The sequence below is a fragment of the Parvibaculum indicum genome, from assembly GCF_011762095.1.
Classification (GTDB): Bacteria; Pseudomonadota; Alphaproteobacteria; order Parvibaculales; family Parvibaculaceae; genus Parvibaculum; species Parvibaculum indicum.
Window position 1 is genome coordinate 81,862 of the sequence record NZ_JAASQO010000011.1, and the last position, 25,295, is coordinate 107,156.

Annotated in this window: 20 protein-coding genes; 7 read left to right on the plus strand and 13 right to left on the minus strand. The window is 62.9% G+C overall.

Features of this window, described 5'->3' with window-relative positions; all coding sequences use genetic code 11:
* Positions 1-70 precede the first annotated feature (70 nt).
* On the minus strand, positions 71-748 hold the full coding sequence (locus FHS78_RS14090; RefSeq protein WP_167095010.1) for a class I SAM-dependent methyltransferase: 678 nt from the start codon (positions 746-748) through the stop codon (positions 71-73).
* A 3-nt stretch (positions 749-751) separates the two neighbouring features.
* On the minus strand, positions 752-1,993 hold the full coding sequence (locus FHS78_RS14095; RefSeq protein WP_167095011.1) for a DUF3419 family protein: 1,242 nt from the start codon (positions 1,991-1,993) through the stop codon (positions 752-754).
* 201 nt (positions 1,994-2,194) lie between these two features.
* Here FHS78_RS14095 and FHS78_RS14100 point away from each other — a divergent pair, with 201 nt between their 5' ends.
* Positions 2,195-2,719 (plus strand): DUF2147 domain-containing protein, encoded by a 525-nt coding sequence (locus FHS78_RS14100; protein ID WP_167095012.1) that lies wholly within the window; start codon positions 2,195-2,197, stop codon positions 2,717-2,719.
* Positions 2,720-2,850: 131 nt separating this feature from the next.
* Here the strand turns inward: FHS78_RS14100 and FHS78_RS14105 are convergent, their stop codons facing one another.
* Positions 2,851-4,212, minus strand: coding sequence for a DUF1329 domain-containing protein (locus FHS78_RS14105; RefSeq protein WP_167095013.1), 1,362 nt, complete (start codon positions 4,210-4,212; stop codon positions 2,851-2,853).
* Between the two features lie 776 nt (positions 4,213-4,988).
* On the opposite strand from FHS78_RS14105, the gene FHS78_RS14110 reads away from it, so the two are divergent.
* The 3 genes from FHS78_RS14110 to FHS78_RS14115 are packed head-to-tail and all read left to right on the plus strand — an operon-like array spanning position 4,989 to position 8,597.
* Entirely contained in the window at positions 4,989-6,596 is a 1,608-nt protein-coding gene (locus FHS78_RS14110; protein WP_167095014.1) for an ABC transporter ATP-binding protein, read from the plus strand.
* Complete coding sequence (locus FHS78_RS19610; RefSeq protein WP_281356674.1) at positions 6,571-6,705, plus strand: hypothetical protein; 135 nt, start codon at positions 6,571-6,573, stop codon at positions 6,703-6,705. Before FHS78_RS14110 ends, FHS78_RS19610 begins: the two co-directional genes overlap by 26 nt.
* Positions 6,702-8,597 (plus strand): ABC transporter ATP-binding protein, encoded by a 1,896-nt coding sequence (locus tag FHS78_RS14115; protein ID WP_246220515.1) that lies wholly within the window; start codon positions 6,702-6,704, stop codon positions 8,595-8,597. The genes FHS78_RS19610 and FHS78_RS14115 overlap by 4 nt, the downstream gene beginning before the upstream one ends.
* A 22-nt stretch (positions 8,598-8,619) precedes the next feature.
* Here the strand turns inward: FHS78_RS14115 and FHS78_RS14120 are convergent, their stop codons facing one another.
* Positions 8,620-9,489 carry a hypothetical protein gene (locus FHS78_RS14120; RefSeq protein ID WP_167095015.1) on the minus strand — a complete coding sequence of 290 codons (870 nt, stop codon included), beginning with the start codon at positions 9,487-9,489 and terminating at the stop codon, positions 8,620-8,622.
* Positions 9,490-9,612: 123 nt separating this feature from the next.
* Positions 9,613-10,125 carry a MarR family transcriptional regulator gene (locus FHS78_RS19445; RefSeq protein WP_167095016.1) on the minus strand — a complete coding sequence of 171 codons (513 nt, stop codon included), beginning with the start codon at positions 10,123-10,125 and terminating at the stop codon, positions 9,613-9,615.
* 226 nt (positions 10,126-10,351) lie between these two features.
* Here FHS78_RS19445 and FHS78_RS14130 point away from each other — a divergent pair, with 226 nt between their 5' ends.
* The 3 genes from FHS78_RS14130 (at position 10,352) to FHS78_RS14140 (ending at position 15,206) form a co-directional block, all read left to right on the plus strand.
* Positions 10,352-11,470, plus strand: a complete 1,119-nt coding sequence (locus tag FHS78_RS14130; RefSeq protein ID WP_167095017.1) for an efflux RND transporter periplasmic adaptor subunit — start codon at positions 10,352-10,354, stop codon at positions 11,468-11,470.
* A complete protein-coding gene (locus FHS78_RS14135; protein ID WP_167095018.1) occupies positions 11,467-14,616 on the plus strand; it encodes an efflux RND transporter permease subunit in 3,150 nt (1,049 codons plus the stop codon). The genes FHS78_RS14130 and FHS78_RS14135 overlap by 4 nt, the downstream gene beginning before the upstream one ends.
* 131 nt (positions 14,617-14,747) lie before the next feature.
* Positions 14,748-15,206, plus strand: coding sequence for a hypothetical protein (locus tag FHS78_RS14140; protein ID WP_167095019.1), 459 nt, complete (start codon positions 14,748-14,750; stop codon positions 15,204-15,206).
* 4 nt (positions 15,207-15,210) lie between these two features.
* Here the strand turns inward: FHS78_RS14140 and FHS78_RS14145 are convergent, their stop codons facing one another.
* From FHS78_RS14145 to FHS78_RS14180, 8 genes are all read right to left on the minus strand, one after another.
* Positions 15,211-15,993: a heme ABC transporter ATP-binding protein gene (locus FHS78_RS14145; protein WP_167095020.1), complete on the minus strand. Its 783-nt coding sequence runs from the start codon at positions 15,991-15,993 to the stop codon at positions 15,211-15,213.
* A complete protein-coding gene (locus FHS78_RS14150) occupies positions 15,993-17,084 on the minus strand; it encodes a FecCD family ABC transporter permease (RefSeq protein ID WP_167095021.1) in 1,092 nt (363 codons plus the stop codon). The genes FHS78_RS14145 and FHS78_RS14150 overlap by 1 nt, the downstream gene beginning before the upstream one ends.
* Before the next feature lie 3 nt (positions 17,085-17,087).
* Positions 17,088-17,999 (minus strand): heme/hemin ABC transporter substrate-binding protein, encoded by a 912-nt coding sequence (locus FHS78_RS14155; RefSeq protein WP_167095022.1) that lies wholly within the window; start codon positions 17,997-17,999, stop codon positions 17,088-17,090.
* A complete protein-coding gene (locus tag FHS78_RS14160; RefSeq protein ID WP_246220516.1) occupies positions 17,996-19,078 on the minus strand; it encodes a hemin-degrading factor in 1,083 nt (360 codons plus the stop codon). The genes FHS78_RS14155 and FHS78_RS14160 overlap by 4 nt, the downstream gene beginning before the upstream one ends.
* Positions 19,079-19,089: 11 nt before the next feature.
* Positions 19,090-21,210: a TonB-dependent receptor domain-containing protein gene (locus tag FHS78_RS14165; protein WP_167095023.1), complete on the minus strand. Its 2,121-nt coding sequence runs from the start codon at positions 21,208-21,210 to the stop codon at positions 19,090-19,092.
* A gap of 137 nt (positions 21,211-21,347) precedes the next feature.
* Positions 21,348-21,518, minus strand: a complete 171-nt coding sequence (gene hemP / locus FHS78_RS14170; protein ID WP_167095024.1) for a hemin uptake protein HemP — start codon at positions 21,516-21,518, stop codon at positions 21,348-21,350.
* Positions 21,519-21,810: 292 nt separating this feature from the next.
* Positions 21,811-23,130 carry an HlyD family type I secretion periplasmic adaptor subunit gene (locus FHS78_RS14175; RefSeq protein WP_167095025.1) on the minus strand — a complete coding sequence of 440 codons (1,320 nt, stop codon included), beginning with the start codon at positions 23,128-23,130 and terminating at the stop codon, positions 21,811-21,813.
* Positions 23,127-25,286 carry a type I secretion system permease/ATPase gene (locus FHS78_RS14180; RefSeq protein WP_167095026.1) on the minus strand — a complete coding sequence of 720 codons (2,160 nt, stop codon included), beginning with the start codon at positions 25,284-25,286 and terminating at the stop codon, positions 23,127-23,129. Before FHS78_RS14180 ends, FHS78_RS14175 begins: the two co-directional genes overlap by 4 nt.
* Positions 25,287-25,295: the final 9 nt, after the last annotated feature.

Consider the following 25,295-nt stretch of genomic DNA (forward strand, 5'->3'; position numbering starts at 1 on the left):
ACCGACACTTAGCACAAGCAAGCCGGGTTTCGCTGGCGCAAACCGTCGCGCCACACACTACGAGGAACGCTCAGTCGCGGGCGAAGTCCAGAACGGCGTACCACGCATAGCCCCGGTGCAGCCGCTCGAAGCGCAGCGTGGCGCCATGCCACGCGGCGATATCGCCCAGATACATCTCCAGTTCGGCACGCGGGCTCACATGAAAGGCCGAGAGCCAGCGGTGCAGCCCCGCCCGGAAGACGCGCGGCAGGCGCTCCTGCTGGCCGAAATCGACAATGTGGAGCCGGCCGCCCGGTGCCACCAGCGTCGCGGCATGGGCAATCGCGTCTTCCCAGACCGGGATCATGGAGATGGTGTAGGACATGAACACCCGGTCGAATTGCGGTACCCCGAAAGCCCCGCGGGGATCGAAGTCGGCCGCATCGCCCTGCGCGAATGTCAGATCGCCACCAGGCCCGGCGCGGCGAGCGGAGTGACGGGCCTGGTCCAGCATCTCGCTCGAAATATCGAAACCGTAATACCGCGCCTGCGGGTGCGCGTCCCGCGCCAGAATGAGATTGCGGCCCGTTCCACACCCTACTTCGAGCACGGAACCGCCCCGGGGCGGCGCAAGGTCTGCAATCAGCCGGTCGCGCCCGAGAAGATAGTAGCGCCGGGTGGCGTCGTAGAAATGCCGCTGACGCCGATAGACGCTGTCCATCAGGGCGTCATGCGGCACGCCTCCATCGTGAAGCGACAGGCCGGCCATGGTTCAGCTCTCCAGCTCGTAAAGATGGAACCCGCCATAGATCGAGGACCGGTCCTGCCGCGTGAAACGGGCCGACTCCGCCTCGCGGTAGTTCCAGCGGGACAGAATGTCGTCGGCAACGCGGCCCGGCAGCAGCGTCGGTTCGGCGGCGGTACGGAAAATCACGCGCGCGCCCGGTCGGGCGGTGCGCGTAATCTGTTCCCAGAGATCGTTGAGTTGCTCGTCGGTCATCCAGTCCTGCGCATCCAGCAGCACATAGCGGTCGGCGCTGGCATCCGGTTCGGCGCGAAGGAACTCGGTGAAGGACTTGTTCAGGACCTCCACGCGCTCGGCGCGCGCCTGCAGGGCGGAGAAATTTTCCCGCTTGAGGTAAGGCGGCAGGGAACCGGCGCTATCGGGACCGTAGTGCCGCGCGAAAGCCTGCCAGGCAAAATAATTGTCGGCGATGGGGAAATCGCAGGTAAGCGTTTCAAGGCGCTCGCGAAGGACCTCGCGCATTTCGCGCCCGCCGGCCAATGCCTCATATTGCGAGGGCGGAATGCCGAGACCGTAAAGCGAGGCGGGCTTGGAGGTGATCCAGGCGACGAGCTTGCGGTCGAAAAGCGGCGCGAGCTTTTCGTCGAAATAGCGGCGCTGCTCTTCCATCGACTTCAGGTCGAGGATTTCGGCAAGTTTGACGCCGTAGAATTTCGCGGCGAGGTGGGCGGCGCCGATAAAGGAGCCCAGAAGCCCGTGCCGGTAGAACCCGCGTGCAAAAAGCGAAATCCGGCGGCGGCCCGAGATCGAGCGTTTTTCCCAATAACGCCTCGTCTCCGGATCGAGATTGTCGCGCAGGAAGGTTTCGTAGAACTCGATATTCTGCGCGCTGTCGGCATCGCCGAAAAAGCGGCGGAAATGCTCATAGCTCGGCAGGCGCCGCGCGGCCTCGCGTTTCAACTTGTTGAGCGCGATATGGGCCGGATTGAGGTCGAGCGCGGTGATGCGCCCGGGATCCGCCGCCAGATAGGACATCACATTGCAGCCCCCCGACGCGATCGCGACGACATGCTGGCCGGGTTCGATCGCCATCGCTTCCATGTCCACTTCCGGGTCTTCCCAGATCTGGGGATAGACCAGTCCAGTGAAGAGAAGCGTGAAGAGCCGTTCGGTCAAACCTTCGCGCGACACGGGCTTGTGGCGATGCACGGCATGGCCCAGCCGTTCTTTGGGATTGCGGTATTCGACGACGACAGCAGGATCTGACACGGCAGCCGGTTCCTTTCGGACTGTGGAATCAGGTGAGTGCACCTTTCCTGCTAGTACCGGCAAACGATGAAAGTGATGTGACGCTTCAGCGACGGCAAAGTCCCGCCACTTTTTCCGTTCATCCTCCAAAACCGGTCGTGACGATCGGTAGTTCGCGGTTGCGACAGGGGCACGGGGCGAACGAACCCAGGGAGGAACCCCATGAGACCCGAAACGATCCCCATCCGCTCACGGCAAAAATTTTTATGGCGCAGTGCCGTCACCGTTTCTTTGGTCAGCGCCTTTCTCTGCACGGCGGCACTGGCCGCGATCGACGCCAGGGGGCCGGTCGGTAAATGGCGAACGATAGACGACGACAGCGGCAAGCCCCGCGCTATCGTCGAAATCGACAGCTCGGATGGAGAGTTGCACGGCAAGATCGTGAAACTTCTCAATCAGCCTGCGGATGCTCCGCCCCCCGTCTGCGATGAATGCGAAGGGCCAAGGCATGGCAAGCCGGTCCTTGGCATGACCGTATTATGGGGTCTTGCCAAAGACGGCGACGAATGGACCGACGGCAAGATTCTCGATCCGGAATCGGGCGACGTCTACGATGCGTCGATCCAGCTCAGTGAGGACGGACAGACATTGAAGGTCCGCGGCTATCTGGGCATCAGCCTGCTGGGCCGCACGCAGACATGGCAGCGCGTATCCACAACGCAAGGGGAAGACGAGCGGCAAGGCTGAGGCGGCGCATTCCCGTTTTGCCGAACCAAATCGGCCCCGGCGCGATCATACATACGCGCCGGGGCCTCGTTTCCGGTGCCGGTGGAGGTCCCGCCGGAGCGGGCGGCCCGGATAGCGTTTTCCGGAACTGCCTAGCGCGAGCCCATCCGGCGAATGGCGCTTGGCGTATACTCATCCGCCCTCAATTCGTCGGCGAAGAAGTTGATCGCCGGCTCCTCATTGTTGAGCGCCTGGGCCAGGTAGCGGCTGCCTTTGAGGTCGTAGTCCATCTGGGCGACATAGCCGCATAGCGGCACGTTATAGGCCGTTACGCCCTGCAACTCCTCGACACGCCAGAGATCGCCGCGGCCGTCATACATTTCGGCCGACGCGATCTGCCAGGAATCCTCGTCGATATGGAAGACGCGGCGTTGATAGACATGACGCGTGTCGGATTTCAGATCCGCCTGAATCTCCCAGAGACGGCGCTTTTCATAGCGCAGGAAGTCCTGATTGAGATGGCGCGCCTGAATGAGGTTTTCATATTTGGCGAGCCCCATCGCGTAGTTGTTCCCGGCGGCGAAACGCTCGTTCTTGCCGAGCACGGTCCAGGTATAGCGTTCCAGCGACCCGTTGAAGCCGTCGAAACTGTCTGCGGTGGAAAGACCGTCCGTGTTTACGCCCGGATTGTCGAAAGCGATATTCGGCGCGCGGCGCACACGGCGGGTGCCCGGGCTGTACTGCCATGCCTGGCGCGGCTTCTTCGCGGAGTTCATTGCTTCGTGAACCAGCACGATATTGCCGGCTGCGCGGGCCGGCGCAAGCGTGCGGGCGATATAGTAGATGGACGTGTTATCCAGCTCCTCCGCGCTCCGCTTCGAGGGGTCGGACCACCATAGAATAGCCTGGTCCTGCACGATGATCGGCGTATAGCTGCCACCGCTGGTCACCGGCATGGCCGCGAACTGACGGATCAGTTTGAAAGAGCGATAGCGCAGTGTGTGGTTCCAGATAATCTCATAGGCATTGTTCGGTATGGGAAACGGGAAGCCCATGATCCCCTTGGCGACACCATTCCCGTTGCCGACCAGCTGAGACACCTTGGCGTTGCGCTTTGTCGCGGCATACACATTGTCCGGCACCGCGCAGGTGCGGCGGGATTTATAGACCTTCAGCTTGTAGTCGTCGTACTGCTTCAGCATCGCCGCCTGACCGGGCGTAAGATACTCCTTGTACTGACCCATGTTCTGGCCGGTGACGGTGTAAAGCACCTTGTCGTCCGGGAACGGGTTCTTCAGATGATCGCCATCCTTGTAGTCGACATTGGACGGAATGGTCTGAAGGCCGCCGGTCCAGGCCGGTATGTCTCCGCCATTACCTGCCTTTTCGGCGCCGACCGGCGTCAGATCGCCGCCAAGCCGGTCTACCTGGGCCTGCGGAACATCGGCATGAGCCACGGCAACGCCTAACGACAACGCGATAACCGACGCGACTGCGCCGTTGAGATACTTCATTACGGGACCTCCCCTTACTGTTTTTCGATCCTCCGCCCGCCACATGCAGGCGCCACCGGCATGCGTCATGTCATAAGGCCGCCTCCCGCAGCCTCATCCCCCCGGTCGCCATGACGCGTTCCAATTCAGGATCCCTGTCTTGGACCTTAGGCAGTGCAGTGAGGAGGTGAAGATGAAATGCCCGTTCGATTACAAAGCTCTTTCACGTCAACTCACCCTTCCCGTAACCTTCCTGCATTCGGGTTACATTGCTCGACATTCGGCAACTCAGAACGCTTAATCCGTAGCCAGACTACGCAATCGCCCAGGCCCGGGCGTCGCGCCATGCGTATTTTATTCTGTCTACTGACGACCGACCCCGGAATGAAAGACTGCGACCGGGAGGTCGCCGTCTCCCGCCCGCCCTCTCATCTCCCGTCCCGACGGCGGAATATCGGCTTTCCCCCGGCCTGCGTCCGATGCGCCCCTATCTTCCGAATCACACAAAGCCCCCCTAGAGTGAGGCCGACGCTGCGGGAAGGGAGGAGGAGGCACCTTCCGGCAGGCGGACCGTTTCCCGTCTTCCCGGCTTCTGCCGGGGCCCCGGTGCCGACCGGGGGCGGGGTTTTCCGTGCCTTCCCAGCCGAACCCGGTCCGTATTCATGGCCTTATCCGCGACATCCAAAGACCCCGAAAAAGCGGCCGCGCCGGCGCCGGAAGAAACGGCACCGGGCACGCACCCTCTCCGGCGGCTTATCCCCTTTGTGCAGCGCCACAAATGGCGCTTCTGGGGCGGCATGTCCCTTATCAATACGGGCCGGCTTCTCGAAGCCTTCATGCCGCTCTTCCTGAAGGAGGGGATCGACCGGATCGCGGCGGGGAGCTATGCCCTCGCCCTGCCCGCGCTCGCGATATTGGGGCTGATGGTGCTTCGCTATATCGCGTTCAGCTTCGGACGGCGTTTCGTGCGGGAGGTCGGGGTCGAGGTCGCCTATGAGCTGCGCCAGCGGCTTTACTGGCATCTGGAACTTCAGGGACCGCGCTTCTTCTCGCGTTTCACCACGGGCGACCTGATGGCTCGGGCCATCAACGACATCACCCTCATTCGGCAGATGGTGGGGCTCGGCACCCGGCTTCTCTTCGTGCTGGGTTTTTCCGGGATCATCGCCTTTGCCTTCATGTTCCACCAGTCGGCCATGCTGACGCTGCTGATGGTGCCGGCGCTGCCCGTTTTCGGCATAGCGGGCTGGTTGATCGCGCGGCGGATCTTCAATCAGTCCATGCTGGTCCAGGAAGGCTTCTCCATCCTCTCCGCCCAGGTGCAGGAGAATCTGAACGGCATCCGCACCATCCAGACCCACGCCCAGGAAGACCGCGAGATCGACCGTTTCGAGAAGACGTCGGATGCCTATGCGCGGGATTACTACCGGTTGATGTTCCTCAACTCCGCGCTCACCTCGACCATGCTTATCGCCACCGGCTTCACCACGCTGGCCGTGGTCGGCTATGGCGGCTATCTGGTCACCTCGGGCGGCATCAGCATCGGCACCTTCACCGCCTTCATCTTCTACCTCGCCATGATGCTGGCGCCGATCAAGGAAGGCGGCATCATGGTCACGCTCTTCCAGCGCGGCGGATCGGCGGCCGCCCGGATTTTCGAGGTGCTCGACCATCGCCCGGAAATCCGCGACGAGCCCGATGCGGCACCGCTCGACCGGATCGGGGGAAGCCTCACCGTCAAGGGGCTTTCCTACCGGCACCCCTCGTCTTCGAGCGAAGCGCCGGAGGGCTGGCCCGCGCTCAACGATGTCTCTCTCGACATCGAGGCGGGCGAGATGATCGCGATACTGGGACGCGTGGGATCGGGCAAGTCCACCCTGCTGCGCTGTCTCGTTCGTCTGCTCGACCCGCCGCCCGGCACGATCTACCTCGACGGGCGCGATATCCGCATGTTGCCGCTGACCCAGTTGCGCAGCCAGATCGCGCTTGTGCCGCAGGACCCGTTCCTCTTCGCCGCGCATCTGCAGCAGAACATTTCCTACGACAATCCCTCGCGCGAGGCGGAAGCGGTATGGGGCGCGGCAGAGGCGGCGGACCTCGAAACCACGATCAAGCGGTTCCCCGAGCGGCTCGAAACCATGGTCGGCGAGCGCGGCGTCACGCTGTCCGGCGGACAAAAGCAACGCGCGAGCCTGGCCCGCGGCCTGATCCGCGAAACGCCGGTACTGCTGCTCGACGATTGCTTCTCCTCGGTGGATACCGAGACGGAAGAGTTCATCCTGTCCCGCCTGAAGACGCTCAGAAAGGGCCGCACCACGCTGATGGTGTCGCACCGCGTTTCCACCGCGCGGCATGCGGACCGGATCGTCGTGCTGGAGGATGGTCGCGGAGACCGGCACGCATAGCGAACTTCTGGCCCGCAACGGTCTTTATGCCGCGCTCGAACGCGCGCAGGGGCAACGCGCCTCGCTGGAAGACGATCTGGGTCGTCAGGAAGGGGAGGAACCGGCATGAGTACGGCCGAGCGGATGACGCCGGAACAGGAAAAGCCGAAGCGCGACTATTCCGTTTTCGAAGACGACATCGAAACGACCGGTGTCGACTTCGCGCTGCTGGGACGGCTTTTCAGCTGGATGAAGCCCTATAAGAGGCAAGGCTTCATCGCTATCGGGCTGGTGCTGCTGTCGGCAAGCGCTGCGGTGCTGGCGCCCGTCGTCATCAGCCGTGTCGTGGTGGACGGTATCCTGCTGCCGGAATCCGGCACGGTCGCCCCCGATTTCGGCCAGAAGGCGTTGAACGGATTCCTCGCTTCATCGCTCTCCCTGCACCCGCTCATAACCGCCTGCCTGCTCTTTGCCTTGTGGACGGTCTGCTGGGCGGCGTTCAGCCATGGCTTCCGGATCATGCTGGCGCGTACCGTGCTCCACGCGCTGCGCGACCTTCGGCGCGATCTTTTCGCGCATCTGGAGCGGCTACCCTCGAGCTTCTACGACCGCGTCGCCGTGGGACGGGTGATGACCCGCCTGACCAACGACATCGAAACCCTTTTCGAATTGCTGGCGGGGTTCGGCGTGCTTCTGGGCGAATTCGTGCCCTTCTTCGTCGCCGTCACGGTCATGCTCGCGCTCGATCCGGTACTCACCGGCGAATTGATGGTACTGCTGCCCATTGCCGCCATCGCCACCTATATCTTCCGGGTTGCGTCGCGACGGGTCTACCGGGCGATCCGCAGCTCGCTCTCGCGCCTCAACGAAAACCTTCAGGAAAACCTTTCCGGTATCGAAGTCGTACAGCTCTACGGGCGCGAGCGGCTCAACTACGATCACTATACGTCCATCAACCGCGACAACCGGGCGCAGGAAAACCGCGCCATCCTGATCGAGAGCTTCTACGGCCCCACCATGGACAGCATGGCCTTTCTCGCCATGTCGATGATCGTCTGGTTCGGCGGCCATCACGTGCTGGGCGGCGCGGCCACGCTGGGCAGCGTCGTCCTCTTCGCGCAATTTGCCGACATGATGTTCCGTCCCATCGTCGCCATGGGCGAACAATGGAACGTACTCTTCCGGGCCATGGCAAGTTCGGAGCGTATCTTTCAGGCGCTGGACTGGGACGAGGCGCTGGCCGAGCCCGCCCGGCCGATACCTCTGCCGGAAAAGCTCGAAGGGCGCGTCACCTTCGATCGCCTCACTTTCGGATATTCGCCGGGCAATACGATCCTGCGCAATGTCAGCTTCACCATCGAGCCGGGCGAAAAGGTTGCGATCGTCGGTCCCACGGGCTCCGGCAAGACGAGCCTCATCCGGCTTCTCTGCCGTTTCTACGACGTGCCCCCGGGATCGATCCTGATCGACGGGGTCGACATCATGCAGGTTCTGCCCGCCGAAATTCGCACGCGGATCGGCGTCGTATTGCAGGATTTCCACATCTTCTCCGGTAGCGTCTACGAGAATATCGCGCTCGGAAATCCGGCCATTACGCGGGACGCAGCGGAGCGCGCGGCGCGTATGGTCCATGCCGATCCCTTCATTCGCGCATTGCCGCAAGGCTATGACACGGTACTAACGGAGCGCGGGCGCAATCTCAGCCATGGACAGCGTCAGCTTCTGGCTTTCGCGCGCGTCCTGGCGATGAACCCCGAAATCCTGATCCTCGACGAAGCAACCGCCAGCATCGACACGGAAACCGAAATCGTCATTCAGGATGCATTGCGCGAACTCACGCGCGGGCGTACCTCCATCATTATCGCGCATCGCCTGCAGACGATCCGGGAGGCCGACAAGATTGTCGTGCTGACGCATGGCGAAGTGCGCGAGATCGGCAGCCATGAAGACCTCATGGCGCTCGGCGGCCTTTACAAGACGCTATACGAACTTCAGGTACAGGATGTCAGCGGCGAAGCATGAGATAGAAGAACGGCGCCGCGGTTCAGAACGCACCCTTTTCGATGCGCATGACATCCGGGCTCTGCGGGTCGAGAACGTATGAAAGCCGCAGAATATATGCCTTCTTCCCTCCGCCCTGTTTGCCGGCGCCATTGCCGATCATTGCCGGTTCGCCGGTTTCGTCTTCCCCGCTTCCCGCAGCCGATCCGGCATCGCCCTTCTTGCCATCGTCTGCGCCCGGGCGGTTTTTGATATCCGCTTCTCGATAGACGACTTGCACCAGGCGGTTCTCCGCGTCGGACGCGCGGAACACCAGAACGCCGCCATTGCGCAGACGGCGGTCGGCCACCTTCCGCTCGGGATCGAAGCCGAGTTTCGAGAAATAGGATTTCAGCATCACCGCGGTTCGGGCGACCTGCACGCCGGTCGTCTCGCCGGAAACGGGCGTTCCCCAGACGATATTCACCTGGGTGAGCCCTTTGGACTTATAGCCGATAATGTAGCCGATCCGGGCCGCGCCGGTATCCGGCATCAGGTTTTCGGTGCGGACCACAAGCGCTCTTGTGCCGGTGGCGAGGTTGTCCCGCACGGCGATCCCGTCCTTGCCGATCCCGAAATCTTTCTCGATTGCAGCCCGGATCGCCTTCTCGTCATCGCCGAATTCAGCGGAGCGAAAGCCATAGACGGTTGCGGTTGGCGCGGACCGTGCCTGCTGCCCTTTTCCCGCCGCCGCCGTCATCGCGAAAGCGTTGCCACGGCCGGGCACCTGCCGGTCGTCGGCCGAATTGTATCCAACGAACGCCGCCGCACCGACCACCGCGACCGCAGCCAGCGCAACGATACCGATCAACTTCGGCTTCACACGTCCGGATTTCTTCCGCTGGCGGATCGTTTTGGGTTTTGTGTCTTGCACCTGTCAAGCCGCTCCCGTCGCCCTGGTTCCTCTATCGCGACAGGTCTATCATGCAGGCCTTCGCCCGCTCATGCGGAATGTGCCGTTATGGGGCGGGAAATTGATCCGGAACCGATGAAATCGTCACCCATCCGAAGATTCCATTTTGGACAGCATGGACCTCAATGCGTCGTCCAGCTTCCTGATCTGCTTTTCGCCCGCACCGGCCTGCTCCCACAGCTTGCCCTGACTCTCCAGGACCGCGTGGATCAGGTCCTCGCTCATTGCCTTGCCTTTTTCCGTCAGACGGATGTTCTTGCTTCGCTTGTCCTCGACATCCGGCATGAGCTGGATCAACCCTTTTTCCGAAAGGGATTTGAGGGCCCGCGTCATGCCGCCCGACGTGACCAGAAGGTGACGAGACAAAACGGACGGCCGAATTGGCTCGTCCGGGGACATCTTGCGCAATGTCACCAGCGCGTCGACCTCGACGCCGGAAAGGTCGAACTTGCGAATCTGGGTATTGGCAGCCTGCCGCATCAGGCCTTGCAGCCTCAAAAGCCGGATCACCAGCCTGTGCGCCGGCGTGTCGACTTCGGGCCAGTTCAAGGCCTGCTGCCCCAGCAGGGTTTCCGTATCTTCTTTTTTTTCTTTCACGCCCCCTCTTGCACTCCTTCTCATCTCACTTAAATTTCACTTGCAAGAAAGCTTTCTTGCAAGCATTTTTAGGCCGAATTGAGGACAGGCAAAAGCCCTCTCTAACCGGCCATTCGCCGCACCCCCAGTTTCTGCGGCTTCCAGCCTGCGGGCGCGCCTGTCCGCCGTTCTGCATTGAGGCGGAATTCGGTCCGCCCAAGCAGCGCCCTGAGCCAAGGAAAACTATATGCGTCACTTCCCCACCGCTGCACTCATCCTCTGCGCCGTAGGGGTTGCCGTCGCGTCACCCGCGCTTTCCCAGCAGATGCCGGGCGGTGGTCCGCCCGCCGTCGAGGTCGTCTCGGTGCAACAACACAGTGTGCGGAACCAGCAAAAATTCAATGGCCGAATCGAAGCAACCGAAAAAGTCGATATTCGCGCCCGCGTGGAAGGCTATCTCGGCCCGCTTCAGTATGAAGAGGGCAACCGGGTCAAGCAGGGCGATCTGCTCTTCGTGATCGAGAAGGATCGCTATCAGGCCGACCTGAAAGAAGCCGAAGCCAACCTTGCCAGCGCCAAGGCGGAAGCACGGCTCGCCACGACGAGTTACGAGCGCGCGCGCAAACTCGTGGCCCGCAAGGCGGTGGCGCAATCGCAGCTCGACGATGCGACGGCCAATCTGCAAAAGGCGAAAGCCGCCGTTCAGGCGCAGGAGGCCGCCGTCTCGCTTGCCCAGCTCAATCTCGACTATACGGACATCAAGGCGCCCATAGACGGCCGCATCGGCAAGGCCTCCTTTTCCAAGGGTGCCTATATCAGCCCCTCTTCCGGATCGCTGGCGCTTCTCGTCGCGCAGGATCCGATCGACGTCACCTGGCCCGTTCCCTCGCGCCTCTATACGGAGATGGTGAAGGGCGGCGCGAAGAAAGAGAATGTCACGGTAAAGCTCCTGCTGCCGGACGGTTCGGCGTACGGGCCTGAGGGCACCATTCTCTATACCGAGCCCAGCGCAAATGAATCCACCAACACCATCACGGTGCGCGCCGCCTTCCCCAATCCCGATCTGCTCCTCGTCGATCAGCAGCTCGTGACGGTCGTCATCGAGAGCCGCAAAGGCGAGCCGCGCATCACCGTGCCGCAAGCCTCGTTGCAGATCGACCAGCAGGGCGCCTATGTGCTGGTGGTCGACAAGGACAGCAAGGCCGAAATCCGCAGGATCGAAACGGGCGAGCAGACCGGCAAGGACATCGTTGTGGTCAAGGGTCTTGCCGAAGGCGACCGGGTGATCACGGTCGGCCAGCAGAAGGTGCAGCCCGGCATGACGGTCTCCGCCCATGAAGCCAATGAGGCGGAGGCGCAGCAGTGATCTACGACCTCTTCATCAGGCGTCCGCGCCTTGCCATGGTGATTTCCATCGTGGTGACGCTGGCGGGCATTCTCTCGCTGCAGGTATTGCCCGTCTCGCAATATCCCGACATCGCCCCGCCCACCGTTTCCGTCAGCGCGAGCTATCCCGGCGCCGATGCGCAAGTGGTGGAAGAGAGCGTCGCCCAGCCGGTGGAAGATGCGATCAACGGCGTCGACAACATGATCTACATGAAGTCGGCCTCCAACGCGGACGGTTCCTACTCGCTTACCGTTTCCTTCGCTGTCGGAACCGATCCCGACCTTGCGACCATGAATACCCAGACGCGCGCCGCACAGGCGGAAGCGAGCCTTCCGGAAGATGTGCAGCGGACCGGCGTCACCGTCAGGAAGCAGTCCGGCGACATCCTGCAGCTCTATGGTTTCTATACGACCGACGACAAGTTCGACCGGCTGTTCCTGTCCAACTATCTGACGCTGAACGTGCTGAACGAGCTGAAGCGCGTCGACGGCGTGGGCAATGCGCAGATTTTCGGCGCCGCCGATTATTCGATGCGTATATGGATCGACAATCCGCAATTGCTCGCCAATCTGGGGCTCACCAACCGGGATCTCATCAGGGCAATCCAGAACCAGAACGTCCAGGCGCCCGCGGGTACGCTGGGCGCCGCGCCGCTTTTCGACGACCAGTCGCTTCAGTTGACGGTGCGGACCAAGGGACGCCTCAAGACGGCGGAGGAATTCGGCAATATCGTCGTCCGGGCCGAGCCCGACGGTTCGTTCGTCAGGCTCAAGGACGTCGCGCGCGTCGAACTCAGCTCCAAGTCTTTCGGCGAGAACGCAACCCTCGACGGCAAGCCCTCGGCGGCGCTCGCCGTCAATCTGGCGCCCGGCGCCAATGCCGTGACGACGGCCGAGGCCGTGCAGGCGCGGCTGGAAGAACTTGCCCAGCGCTTCCCGGAAGGCCTCGGCTACACGAAAATGATCGACGGCGCCGACTTCGTGAACGAGATGATCGCCAAGGTCGCCGAGACGCTTCTGGAAGCCTTTGCGCTTGTCGCCATTGTGGTCTTCGTCTTTCTGGGCCGGTTCCGCCCCACCGTCATCCCGCTGCTCGCAGTGCCCGTCGCGATCATCGGCGCCTTTACCGTTCTTCTCGTCTTCGGATATTCGGCGAATACGATTTCGCTGCTTGCACTGGTGCTCGCCATCGGCATCGTCGTCGACGATGCGATCATCGTGGTGGAAAATGTCGAGCGCGTAATGGAGGAGGAACCGGACCTCACGCCCTCCCAGGCGGCGCACAAGGCGATGGGCGAAATTGCCGGCTCCATCATTGCGATCACGCTTGTGCTGCTTGCCGTGTTCGTCCCTGTGGCCGTGCTGCCGGGCTCGTCGGGTGTGCTCTTCCGTCAGTTCGCCGTCGCGATTTCAGCCGCCATGGTGATCTCGGGCATCAATGCGCTGACGCTCACGCCTGCGCTCTGCGCGATGTTCCTGCGGCCCGGCGAACCGGCGGGCTTCATGCGTCCGATCTCCTCTTTCATCCACAATGCCGCGGGAAAATACGCCGCCTTTATCGGCCGTTTCGTCCGCGTGGCGATCGCCTCGCTCGGCGCCGTGGTCGTGGTCGCGATCGTCGCCTTCCTGGCCATCCGCTACACACCGGCCGGTTTCGTGCCCGACGAGGACAAGGGTTATGTCATCGCCATCTATCAGCTTCCGGCAGGCGCATCGCTCAACCGCACCATAGCCATCGGCGACAAGGCCGTTGAGGTTATCCGCAAGGACGAAGCGGTCGACAATGTGGTGCGCGTGGCGGGGATCGACATTCTGGGCGGCGGTTCCGCACCCAATGCCGGCGTCATGTTCGTCAAGCTGAAGGATTATGCGGAACGCCGCTCGGCCGATCTCTATGCGCCGGCCGTTCTCCGCCGCCTGACGCCGCAACTCATGGCCATTCCCGGCGCGAATTTCATCCCGCTGAACCCGCCGGCCATCAACGGCCTGGGCCGGGCCGGCGGCTTCGAGTACATTCTGGAAGCGCTCCAGGGTCAGGCTCCGACGGACATGGCCGCCGTCTCCCGTGCTCTCATGGTCGCCGGCAACCAGCAGCCCAAGATCGGGGCGCTCTTCTCCACATATGACGCCTCCACACCGCAGGTGCGCCTCGATATCGACCGCGACAAGGCGCAAACCCTCGGCATCACCATCAGCGATGTCTTCACCGAACTGCAGTCGCAGCTGGGCGGGTACTACGTCAACGACTTCAACCTGTTCGGCCGCACCTGGACGGTCTATCTGCAGGCCGCAAAGGAATACCGGTCTCGGATCGACGACATCTACGCCATCCAGGTACGCAACGGCGAGGGCCAGATGGTGCCGATATCGAGTTTCGCCACGGCGCATCTCGATTCCGGTCCGCGTCAGATCACGCGCTACAACAACTACCGCGCGGTCTCACTGAACGGCTCCGCAGCACCGGGATACGGTCTCGGCGAAGCCATGAATGCAATGGAGGAGATCAGCCCCGAGACGCTGCCTTCCGGCTATGCCTATGAATGGACGGGCCTTGCCAAGCAGCAGCAGGAAGCAGCCGGCCAGACGGGCCTGGTGTTGGGTCTCGCCTTCGTTTTCGCCTATCTCTTCCTCGTCGCCCTTTACGAAAGCTGGGTGGTTCCTGCCGCCGTGCTGTCGTCGGTGGTGGTCGCAGTCCTCGGTGCCATGTTCGGCATCTGGATCGCCGGGCTCAGCTTCGATCTCTACGCCCAGATCGGCATCGTGGTGCTGGTGGCGCTGGCGGCGAAGAACGCCATTCTCGTCAACACCTTCGCGCTGGAGCAGCGATCGTCCGGCGCCGATCTCGACCATGCGACCACGCATGGCGCAGAGATGCGATTCCGCCCGGTGATGATGACGAGCTTCGCTTTCATCATGGGGCTTGTGCCGCTTGCCACCGCATCCGGGCCCGGCGCGGGCGCCATGGTGGCGGTCGGCGTGCCGGTTCTCTTCGGCATGCTCTTCGCGTCGAGCTTCGGCATGCTTCTCATCCCGCTTCTCTTCCACACTTTCCAGCAATGGCGCGAGAAATTCGGCGGCTGGAAGCCCGGAATGGAAACGGTGCCGGGTGCCGAACCCGATATCTGAATTGCTCCGCTCCCTCGCGGGGCATGAGCGGACGGATCCCCCCTCTCCCCCTTTTGCGGGGTCCGTCCGCTCGATCCCTTCCATCGCTCCTCTCCCAGCGCCATACTGGCGACGAGGGGAAGGAGCGACGCATGACAAGAATGACGGGCCGCGCCGCGGCCGTGCTGATCGCGGCCCTTGCGATATTTTCCTCTCCCGCCCATGCCGAAAAGCCCGGCGTTCCCGTCACGCTGAGCGGCTATAGCGCCATCGACGGCGACGATCTCGTCATCGGCGGTGAAACATCGGCCCCGGACGGAACGTGGCTCATCTTCGCAACCTATTCGGTCGAGACGCCACGCATCCGCAAGAGAAGCTACATGCTCGTGAAGAACGGACGCTTTTCCGCGCGGGTGAACGTTTACGGCTGGCCGTCCGGGGAGATCGAAACCGACATCCATTTCCAGACCATGCTGCCCGAGCGCGAGCAGCCGGCCATCGTATTCCGGAAATACGGCGCCAAGGGGGAGCGGATGACCGGCAAGACCGTTGTGCAGCAAGGCGAGTCCTACCGGGCCGCCGTCATAGAACTACGCACCCGTAAACCCTGATACGTCAGGCCACGAAGATTTGCGGACAGCCGCGCTCGGGATGCTCGACCACGCGCAGATCGATGCCGTAAAGCGAGCTGAGCCTGGCTTCCGTCAGCACCTCATGCGGCTTTCCCTCCGCGACGAGACGCCCCCGGTCCAGGATCGCGACGCGATCGGCGTAAAAAGCCGCGAGGTTGGGCTCGTGTAAAATGGCGAAGACCGACGTCCCCTCCGCATTCATGGTCTTGGCGCGGGCAAGAATGTGGTGTTGATGCGTGAGATCTAGATTGTTCGTCGGCTCGTCCAACAACAGATAACGGGTTTGCCCGCCGCCCTGGGCCGACCAGATCTGCGCCAGCACCCGGGCAAGCTGCACGCGCTGCCTCTCGCCGCCGGAGAGCGTCGTATATTGCCGGTCGCGCAGATGCTCGATCCCGGCGGCTATCAGGGCCTCATGCGCGATATGGGCGTCTTCTTCCCTGTCCGTGATGCCGAAATGGGGGCTCCGCCCCATCAGCACGACATCCATCACGTCGAAACCGAATGTCAGTTCCGATTGCTGCGGCAGGACGGCGCGGCGGCGCGCGAGAGCCGTGGCGTCATGCGCGGCAATCGGCACATCGTCGAGCAGGACCTCGCCCCGGTCGGGCGACAGCGTGCCGGCGAGCGCGGAGATCAATGTAGATTTACCCGCGCCGTTCGGTCCGATCACGGCCAGGAACTCGCCCGGACGCATGGCGATCGACACATCGTCGAGAATGGTCTTGCCGCCCCGCCTCACCGACAGGTCACGAGCTTCCAGCATCAGAGTCCTCCCCTGCCCTGCTGGCGCAGCAAGAGCCAGATGAAGAAGGGGCCACCGATGGCGCTGGTAATGACGCCGATGGGAAGTTCAGCCGGCAGGACGACAAGCCGGGCGGCAAGGTCTGCCACCAGCAGCAGCGACGCGCCGCACAGCGCGGCAAGCGGCAGGAGCTGGCGATTATCGGGGCCGAGCGTCAGCCGGATCATGTGCGGCACGACGAGACCCACAAAGGCAATGATCCCCGTAAAGGCGACGGTACCGCCCGTGGCGAGCGCGGCGCAGACCAGGATGAACCGTTTGGCACGTTCGACATCGAAGCCCAGATGCTTCGCTTCGGCTTCGCCGAGCAGCAGCGCATTGAGGCTGCGCGCGAGAACGAGGAAGACGAGGGTCGGCGCGATGACGCAGGGCGCGGCGAACAGCACGGCCTCCCATGTTGCCGAGGCGAGGCTCCCCAACATCCAGAAATTAAGGTCGCGCAGCTGCTCGTCGCTGGCGACGAAAACGGAAAGTCCGATGGCCGCACCCGCCATCGCATTAATGGCGATGCCTGCGAGGAGCATCGTCACCACATTGATCCGTCCACCCACGGCCCCGATCCTGTATACGAGCAGAACCGTCACCGCAGCGCCGGCAAAGGCAGCAATCGGCACGAGCCAGGCCATGAGAAAATGCGGCAACACGGCGCCGAGTGCCGAGGCAAAGAGGATCACGCCGATGACGCCTATGGCCGCGCCGCTGGACACGCCGATCAGACCGGGATCGGCCAGCGGGTTGCGGAAGAGGCCTTGAAGGGCGGCGCCGGACATGGCCAGCGCCGCACCGCTCAGCACGGTAAGGATGGCGCGCGGCAGGCGGATCGCCAGAAAGACGCTCGCTTCCGTCGGCGTGACATCGACGAGCCCCGGCAGCCCGACCGCATGGAGCAGGATGGTGACGATCTTGAGCGGTCCGAGAGGAACCGCCCCCTGTCCCGCCGCGATGAGAAATGTCGCGACGAGCAGCACCGTACAGAGGATGAGAGAGAAGCGTTGTCGCCGTTTCCTCCCCTCCAGCCAGTCTCCGATATGCGCTGCCGCCGCGAGTGCCATGCCTCAGTGCTCCATCAGGGGCGAAAGTTCGGGAATATCCCGGTCCGGATGGAGAAGGGCGGCCAGTTTCGCGGCCGCCTCCGGCGTGCGCGGGCCGAATCCCAGGAGCAGGAGGGAATCCATGGTCAGCACATGCCCGTTCTTCACCGCCGGCGTTTCCGCAAAGCCCGGCATGGAGACCAGCCCCTCCGCACCGCCCATCGCCTCGGCGACATGGCTCGGCAGAATGATGAAATCGGGCGCGGCCTGCACCACCGCCTCCGGCGATACGGGCTTGTAGCCTGTGTATGTGGTCATCACGTTCTCACCGCCCGACATGGCGACAATGGCGTCGCCCGCCGTTTCGCGGCCGGCCGCCATGGGTGCGCCGCGACCGGCGGAGAGGAGAAGCATGACGCGCGGTCGGTCGATACCTTCGAGCGCCTTGTCGAGCTGACCGAAATCCGCCTCCATCTTCCCGATAAGCTCATCGCCGCGCTCTTCGCGGCCCAGCGCCCCGGCAACGACGCGGACCTTGTCCACCACGCCTTCCGCGGAATGGGTTTCGGGCACATGGACGACTTTCACGCCCGTGCTTCGGATCTGCTCGAGCGCCGTGTCCGGCCCCGCGCCGTCCGCCGCCAGAATGAGATCGGGGGTCATCGCAATGATGGGCTCCGCCGACAATTGTCTGTAATAGCCGACGCTTGGCAGATCCTTGCCCGCGGGCAGCGGCTTGCTCGTCAGATCGACCGCCACCAGCTTGTCCGCGGCGCCGAGCGCGGCGACCGTTTCAGTTACCGCGCCGCCCAGCGACAGGATACGCTCCGGTTCGGCGGCCCGGGCCGCCTGAAAGGCCAGAAGGCTCGCCAGCACCGCGGTCAGGATAGCCGTGCCGGCCAACCTCGCATCGAAGGAAAGACGCCCCGCCCTCATGATGCCCTCGCAGCATTACCGGAGAGCGACAGGGCGAGTTCGCGCCATTCTTCGAGTTCCGGTTTGCCGGGTTTGCGCTCGCCGAACATCCAGGCGATCTGGTTGCCGTCCGCGTCGAAGATTTCGAGCGCCGTGACCGGCCCGTCCTCGGTGGGCTTGGTCACGACCCAGCTTTCCGCAATCGCGTCCATGCGCAGATGCAGGTTGAAACGGGGATCGAGTACGTTGAACCAGGGGCCCATCTCCTTCAGGCTTTCCACCGGACCGGTATGGATCTGGATGACGCCGGGATTGGGCACGAAGACCATGATCGGCAGTTTCGCCGCCGCGGCCTTTTCCAGTCCCGTCTTGAAGGCATCGACCGGTGCGCGTTCGGTCCATGTCCCTTCTGCCAGCCTCAGCGCCTGAAGGCGGCCACTCTTCAATGCCTTGAGCATGGGGAAGAAGTCATGCGTGTCCTTCAGGGCGCCCCAGCGTTCCAGCAATCCGTCACGGTCGATTTCCTCGTCGGGAAGATCCGCCGCTTTCGGTTCGGTCGGACGCAGCGCCAGGTCGGGCGACTGCTCGTCCGCGCGATATTTTTCGATCAATGCGTTGAAGGCGTCCATATCGGTCGCCTCCACCGCATAGACCTTGTGCGTCGCGGTTCCGTCCGTGTCGAAAATCTGGATCGAGTGACGAAGCCCCGAGCGGACCTCTTCGCTCACGGCAAAAGCGACATGCCAATGCGCGAAGAAGATCCGCAGGTCGATATCGGGGCCGAGTACGACGCCCCCCTTCTCCGACAGATGAATGCCTTCGAAGGTTCCCTTGCGCTCATGTACGCAATGTTCGTTGCGGGTGAGGCACATCACGTCGCCCACGCCGGCCAGATCTTCCACCAGCTGTTTCGGGCGAAGATCGAGGCGGGTCACGCCGTCTCCCAGCCGGGCGGCCAGAAGTTCAGCTTCTGAGACCCCCAGGGTCGTCGCCGCATCGCGCGCACGCATATTGGGCGAGTTCTCCTTGAGGGCCGCCAGACGCCGGGCGATTTCCGCCGGGCTTCTCGCGCCGTCCTCACCTGCAACGTTCATGGACATCGCTTTTCTCCTTACCAGTTCACCGTGTAACGGATACCGCCCTTGAAGTTGCGGCCCGTTTCGTAAGAGGACGCGTAAGCACGCGCATAAGCCTTGTCGAAAATATTGTCGACACCGAGGTCGAGACGGAAGCCGTCCAACGGACCTTCGCTTGCCGTCCAGGCGAAATAGACGCCATGCACGACATAACCGTCCCGTTCATCCGCCGCGCTGTCAACTTTGTCGAAATTGTCGGCCGCCATTACGCGCCACCCGATTATCGAGTGGGTTTCGGGCAGCTTGATCGCCGCGTCGAGTGTGCCCATAGCCGGCGTCAGCACACCGAGCTTTTCACCTGTCGCCTTGTTTCTGCCATCGACATTGGAGAAGCCGACCTTCACGCGAATACGGTCATTTTCGTAATGGGCTTCGGCTTCGACACCGTCAAGCTCGGCATCGGCAATGTTGACGCTGCTCGTGGTGCCATCGCAAGCGCCCGGCACGAAGGGACTGCAATCCGCATAAGGCGCAGGCTGGTTCACCTGCAGGTCGATGAAGTTCTCTCCCTGGGTGAAATAACGGGACGCCTTCACCTGAAGGCTGTCGTTCGGCTCGAACAAATCGTCGAAATTGATACCCGCGCCGAATTCAAACGTGTCTGTCTTCTGGGCTTTCAGATTCGGGTTCGGCGTAAAACGGTTGGTATGGCCGGCCGACCCCGGGCCAAGATCTCCCGGAGCGAACGCAAAGTGCACACCCGAGCTGTAGAGCTCATCCATCGTCGGCGCCCGGAAAGCCTCCGAATAACTGCCGAAGAGGTTCAGCCATTTGACGGGCATGTAGCTCCCGCCGATGCGCGGCGACCAGGCGCTGTCCTGATTGTCCACGCCTGCCTGAGAGGATTCGCTCTCGAAGGCGTCATAGCGAAGGCCCGGGATGACATAGAGGTCGCCCGGCAGCACACCGAAAGGTTTTGCCCAGTTGAACTCGGCCTGCACGAACCCGCCGATGAAGCTGTCTTCCGCATCGGGCACACCGCCGCGCGTGCCGCCACCCGCGGCGCCTTCCTGCTCGTCGCGGTATCCTTCAGCACCGATTGTCAGTGTCGTGAAGATATCCTCGGTGAGAGAGAAGCGGCTGCGATTGTCGATACGGAATCCGTAAGTGTCGACATCGCGCTTCAGCAGCTCGCCCGCGGGGCCCACGCCATTATTGTCGAGACGCAATTCGTCGGCCGTGAAGCTCTGATAGTAAGCGATCGACTTCAGGTCCACCCAGGTACTGGCCGGATTGAAGTCGTATCCCAGGCGATACGTATCCGAGACGAGATTCTTGTCGACATAGTCGTTACCGGGAGCCTGGCCGTTATTCGGCTCGATGGCGTCATTGTCGAAACGCAGGAAACTTGCCGTGAACTTGTGCCCGCCGCCCGCGTCGTATGAGCCCTTGAGAAAGCCGGACAGGATGTCGTCATCCGATTCGAGTTCCGAGCCGCTGCCGAGTTCGATGGAACCGGACTCACGCTTCGTCAGGCTACCGACAACGCCCAGACCGTCCAGAGGACGCGAAATGGCGGTTGCCGTGGCATGATATTCCCGGTTGGCAGTCTGTCCCCCTAGGCCGACCGTGGTTTGCGTCTCACCCGTGGCGAGCGCCTCCAGAGGATCGATTGTCCGGAATTCGATCACGCCGCCCATGCCGCCGCTGCCATAGAGCGACGACGACGGACCGCGCAGCACTTCGGCGCTGTTCACCACGGAGGGATCGATGAAGAAGCGGCCGTCATGTCCGGAACTGAAGTTCTGGCGCACGCCGTCGATCAGGATCACCACATCGGCGCCTGAGAAGCCGCGAATGGACGGCACTTCGCCGGTGCGGCGCGGGCCGCCGGTGAACATCACGCCCGGTACGTCGCGCAGAATGTCGTCCGGCGTGGAGGCCTGTTTGAGGTCGATCTCTTCCTTGTCGATGACCGTCACCATGCCCGGATATTCATAGGCCGTGATGCCGCTGCCCGTCGCCGTCACGGTGATCGGCGCGGTGATGGCGTCCTCCGCCATGGCGGGCGCGGCGAGCCCCATCGCCGCGACGCTGCAAAGCGCTGTGCTTGCTGCAAGTTTCTTCAGAAATTCTGCCGGACTGCTGCCAGACATGGATTGCCCCCTTCACTGGTGGAAAGGTCCTGGCTGGCTAAGCACATCTGTCGCATGAGGCGACCGGCAGTGGCTGGCTCGGACGAGATACTGTCGATTGATGAAGCGCCATCCGGAACACGGAAGGCGCCGGTTCCTTATTTGGTCAGGATGAGTTTGCCCTTGGATGTTTCACGCAAGAGATAGCGCTCGCCGCGATGTTCGATCACGGCTTCCTTGCGCGCCGAAAGCAGGGTTTCGGAGCGGATGACGGGCGTTGCCATCCGGTCTTGCCGGTCCACCGGTCCTGCTCCTTCAGTCTTGTCCATCAGCCCCTGCACTATTCGCGTGGATCCCGGAATCCGGAAATCGGCCCAATCCCCGACGACTTCGCAATTGCCGATCTTGTATCGTTACTGCGAGTCATTTGCAATAGCATCTTCAATGTAGGGGATCCGCTCGTGCAAGGCCATGGGCAGGCCGCTTTCGGAGCGGTGAAATGGATGTTCAGGTCGATGGATACAGTCCGCGCCGCAGGCCCGGAAAACCGCCGATTAGCGGCAATTTGAGCCTTCTTGCGGCCCATCCGGGTGTGCCTCGGGTAAGAACGCTTCTAAGTTTTCAGCGTTCCGTCAGCGACCCGTCCTTCAGCTTGAGGACCGGTTTCAGCAGATAGTCGAGCACCGTCCTGTCGCCTGTTATGACGCTCACTTCCGAGATCATGCCCGGAATGATGGGCAGGTTCGCCTGACGGCCTTCCAGGGCCGCATGGTCGACACTGACGGTCACGGGGAAGTAATGCGCGCCTTCCTGGGTCACCAGCGTATCCGCGCCGACGCGCTCCACGACGCCGGGCAGCGCCCCGTATATCGAGAAATCATAGGCGGTGATCCGGACCTTGGCCTCCTGCCCCGGATGCACGAAGGCTATGTCCGAAGGTTTCATGCGTGCTTCGATGAAGAGCGTATCGTCGAGAGGCACGATCTCCATGATCGTGCCGCCCGGCTCGATGACCGCCCCCTCCGTCAAGGTCGCAACACGCTTCACGATGCCGTTCGCGGGCGCGCGCACCTCGCGACGGCCGATACGATCCCGGTGGGCGACGAGACGCGCGGAGAGAGCGGCCAGCTCCGCGCTGGATTTGCTCAGTTCCTGACGTGTGTCGCTGACAAAGGTCGACCGACGCTCGTCGATCCGGGAAGCGAGTTCATCCAGTTCTATTTCCGAGGCCCGTATATCGGCGCGTGCCATGGAGAGCGCCTCGTCGGTTTCGGCGAGCATGCGCTCCAGCTTCAGCTTTTCGACCACGGACATGAGCCCGTCGCGCACCTGGCGCGAAACGAGACCGTGTTCGGCGGCGAGCGAGCGGCGCTTGTCTTCCAGATGGCCGATCCGTTCCTTCGCCTCGGAAATCGTCTGGCGGGCCTGCTCCTCCTGACGCCCGAAAACGGCGACGGCATCGGAAAGGCCGCGCGCGCGGCTCTCATAGAGCGCCGTCTCGGCGGCTATCAGCGCCGGGCCTTCATCCGAAGCGCCGAGGTCGGCGGGAAAATCCAGCGGTTTGCCCGATGCCTCGGCGGAGAGGCGCGCCGTCGTCGCCTGCAATGCGCGATAGGTGCTGAGATCTTCACGGTAGGAAGAGAGCGCGCCGGTATTGTCAATCTGTGCGACGACATCGCCCTTGTTCACACGATCGCCCTCACGCACCAGCACCTTGCGCAATATGCCGCCTTCCAGATTCTGCACGACCTGGATGTGGCTCGACGGCACGACGGACCCTTCGCCTTTCGCCGTCACGTCGATATGGGCGAAGGCCGACCAGACGATCAGAAAGAAAAGAATGCCCGAGACGAGCGAAAGCAGAACGATCACGCCGCGCTCCGGCCCCCGGACGGGATCGAGAATGGCGGGGCCGGCATTCATGAGGATGCGCGTGTTCATTCCTTCACGCCTCCCGTGACCACATTGAGCGCACCGCGCGGCTCCTTGCCCGTCAATGCCGCGAGCACCTTGTCGCGCGGGCCGTCCATCGCGACGCGACCGCGGTCCAGCACGACCACGCGCGAGACGAGAGGAAGCAGCGCCGGCTTGTGCGTGACGATGACGGTGGTAAGCCCCGCGCGTTCCCGCGCCAGCCCGGCGATCACGCGTTGTTCGGTGGTGTTGTCCATCGCCGAAGTCGGTTCGTCGAGCAAAAGCACGGGCGGACGCCCGGCAATCGCCCTTGCAAGGGACACTGCCTGACGCTCCCCTCCCGAAAGCCTTGCACCGCCCTCGCCCACCTGCGTTTGCACGCCGAGGACGGAGCGCGACAAAAGCGCGTCGAGGCCCGCTGCGTGGACGACTTCGAGGAGGCGTTCGTCATCGAGACCCGGATGAGCGGCAAGAATGTTGTCGCGGATCGTGCCGTGAAAAAGCACCGCCTCCTGTCCCGCATAGCCGATGGCCGTGCGAAGCGCGGCCGGGTGGATCTGGCGAACATCCACCCCGTCCAGCAGCACATGCCCCCCATCCGGTGCGTTGAGATTGAGAGCCAGGCGAAGCGCGGTGCTCTTGCCGGAGCCGACCCGGCCCAGAATGGCGACGGAGGTACCGGGTTCGATATGAATGTCGATACCGTCAAGCGCTGTGACGGGCGGGATGTCTTCCGCCGTCGAGGGATAGGAGAAGCGTACCTCCCGAAAGGTGAGCGCGCCTTTCGCCTGTACCTTCTGTATCTGGCCCGGCATTTCTTCCACCGGGGCCTGCATGAAACGGTCGAGGCCCGAAACGGCGAGTTTCGTCTGCTGCCAGCGTGCCATCAGGTTCGCCACCTGCGCGAAGGGCGAGACAGCACGGCTCGACAGAATGACGGAGGCGATGAGCGCGCCGGAGGTGATATCGCCCGCGCCGACGAGGAGCGCGCCGAACACCACGATGAAGATGGTGACGAAGCTCGCCGTCCCCGCCGTGAGGGAGCTTGAAAGGCTCGACCATTGTCGGGAGGCGATAGCGGTTTCCGCGTTCTGCGCGATCATCGCCTCCCAGTGGCGGCGCGCCCAGGCCTGCGCGTTCACGGCTTTCAGCGTGTCGATCCCGGCCATGGTTTCGTGCAGAAAGGCCGATTTATGCGCGGCCTCGCGATGCGCGCGCGAGACGGCCCGCGAGATCGGTTTCTGAAGCAGAAGGCCCGTGCCCACGACAAGCGCGATACCGCCTAGCGGCACGAGAACGAGAATGCCGCCGACCCACCAGATGATGGCAAGGAATATGACAACGAAGGGAAGATCGCCGAGACCGACCAGCGTCGCGGAGGTGAAGAAGTCGCGCACCGTTTCGAATTCGCGGACCGTGTTTGCGAGCGTGCCTGCGCTTTGCGGCCGCGCCGTCCCGCGCAGGGCGAGGAGCTGGCGGAAAATCCGCGCGCCGACCGAGACATCGAAACGCCTTCCCGCGCTGTCCACGAGATAACCGCGAACGATGCGCATGAAGACGTCGACCAGCACCACCACGCCGATACCGATGGCGAGTGCCGCGAGACTCGCCGTTGCATTGTTCGGGATCACGCGGTCATAGACCGACATCGTGAAAAGCGAAATGGCGATCGCCGCGAGATTGACGAAGAGGCCCGCAAGGATGGCAAATCCATAGAGCCGCCGGTTCGCCAGGAGAGCGCCCTTGAACCAGTCTTTCTCCGGCTCGATATCGAGCAGATTGCTGCGCTGGTCGAAATAGAAGGCGGGGCGGAGCTGCCAGATCGCCGTTCCCGCTTCGAGTTCGTGATCCGGCACCCATACGGGCTCGCCATCTCCCTGCGCCGCCATGAAGCCCGAGCCGCGGCGCATGAGGAGCGCAACCGGTCCCTCCACGACCGAAACCGCGAGCGCGGGCATTTCGGTGCGGGTGAGGTCGCCGGCGGGCTTCGTCGCCGCGACGGCGATGATTTCGGCGCGGGAGGCCGCTTCCACAACATGATCCGCGCCGAGGCATCCGTTCTTCAGGGGAAGCCCGGCAAGCAGCGCCTCCCGGTCCATGCGCTTGCCGAAATAGCGCAGCGCCGCCTCAAGCGCGGGGAGATAGTCGGTGTCTTCCGCCTCCGATGTCTGCGCAGCATCCATCTCCGCGCT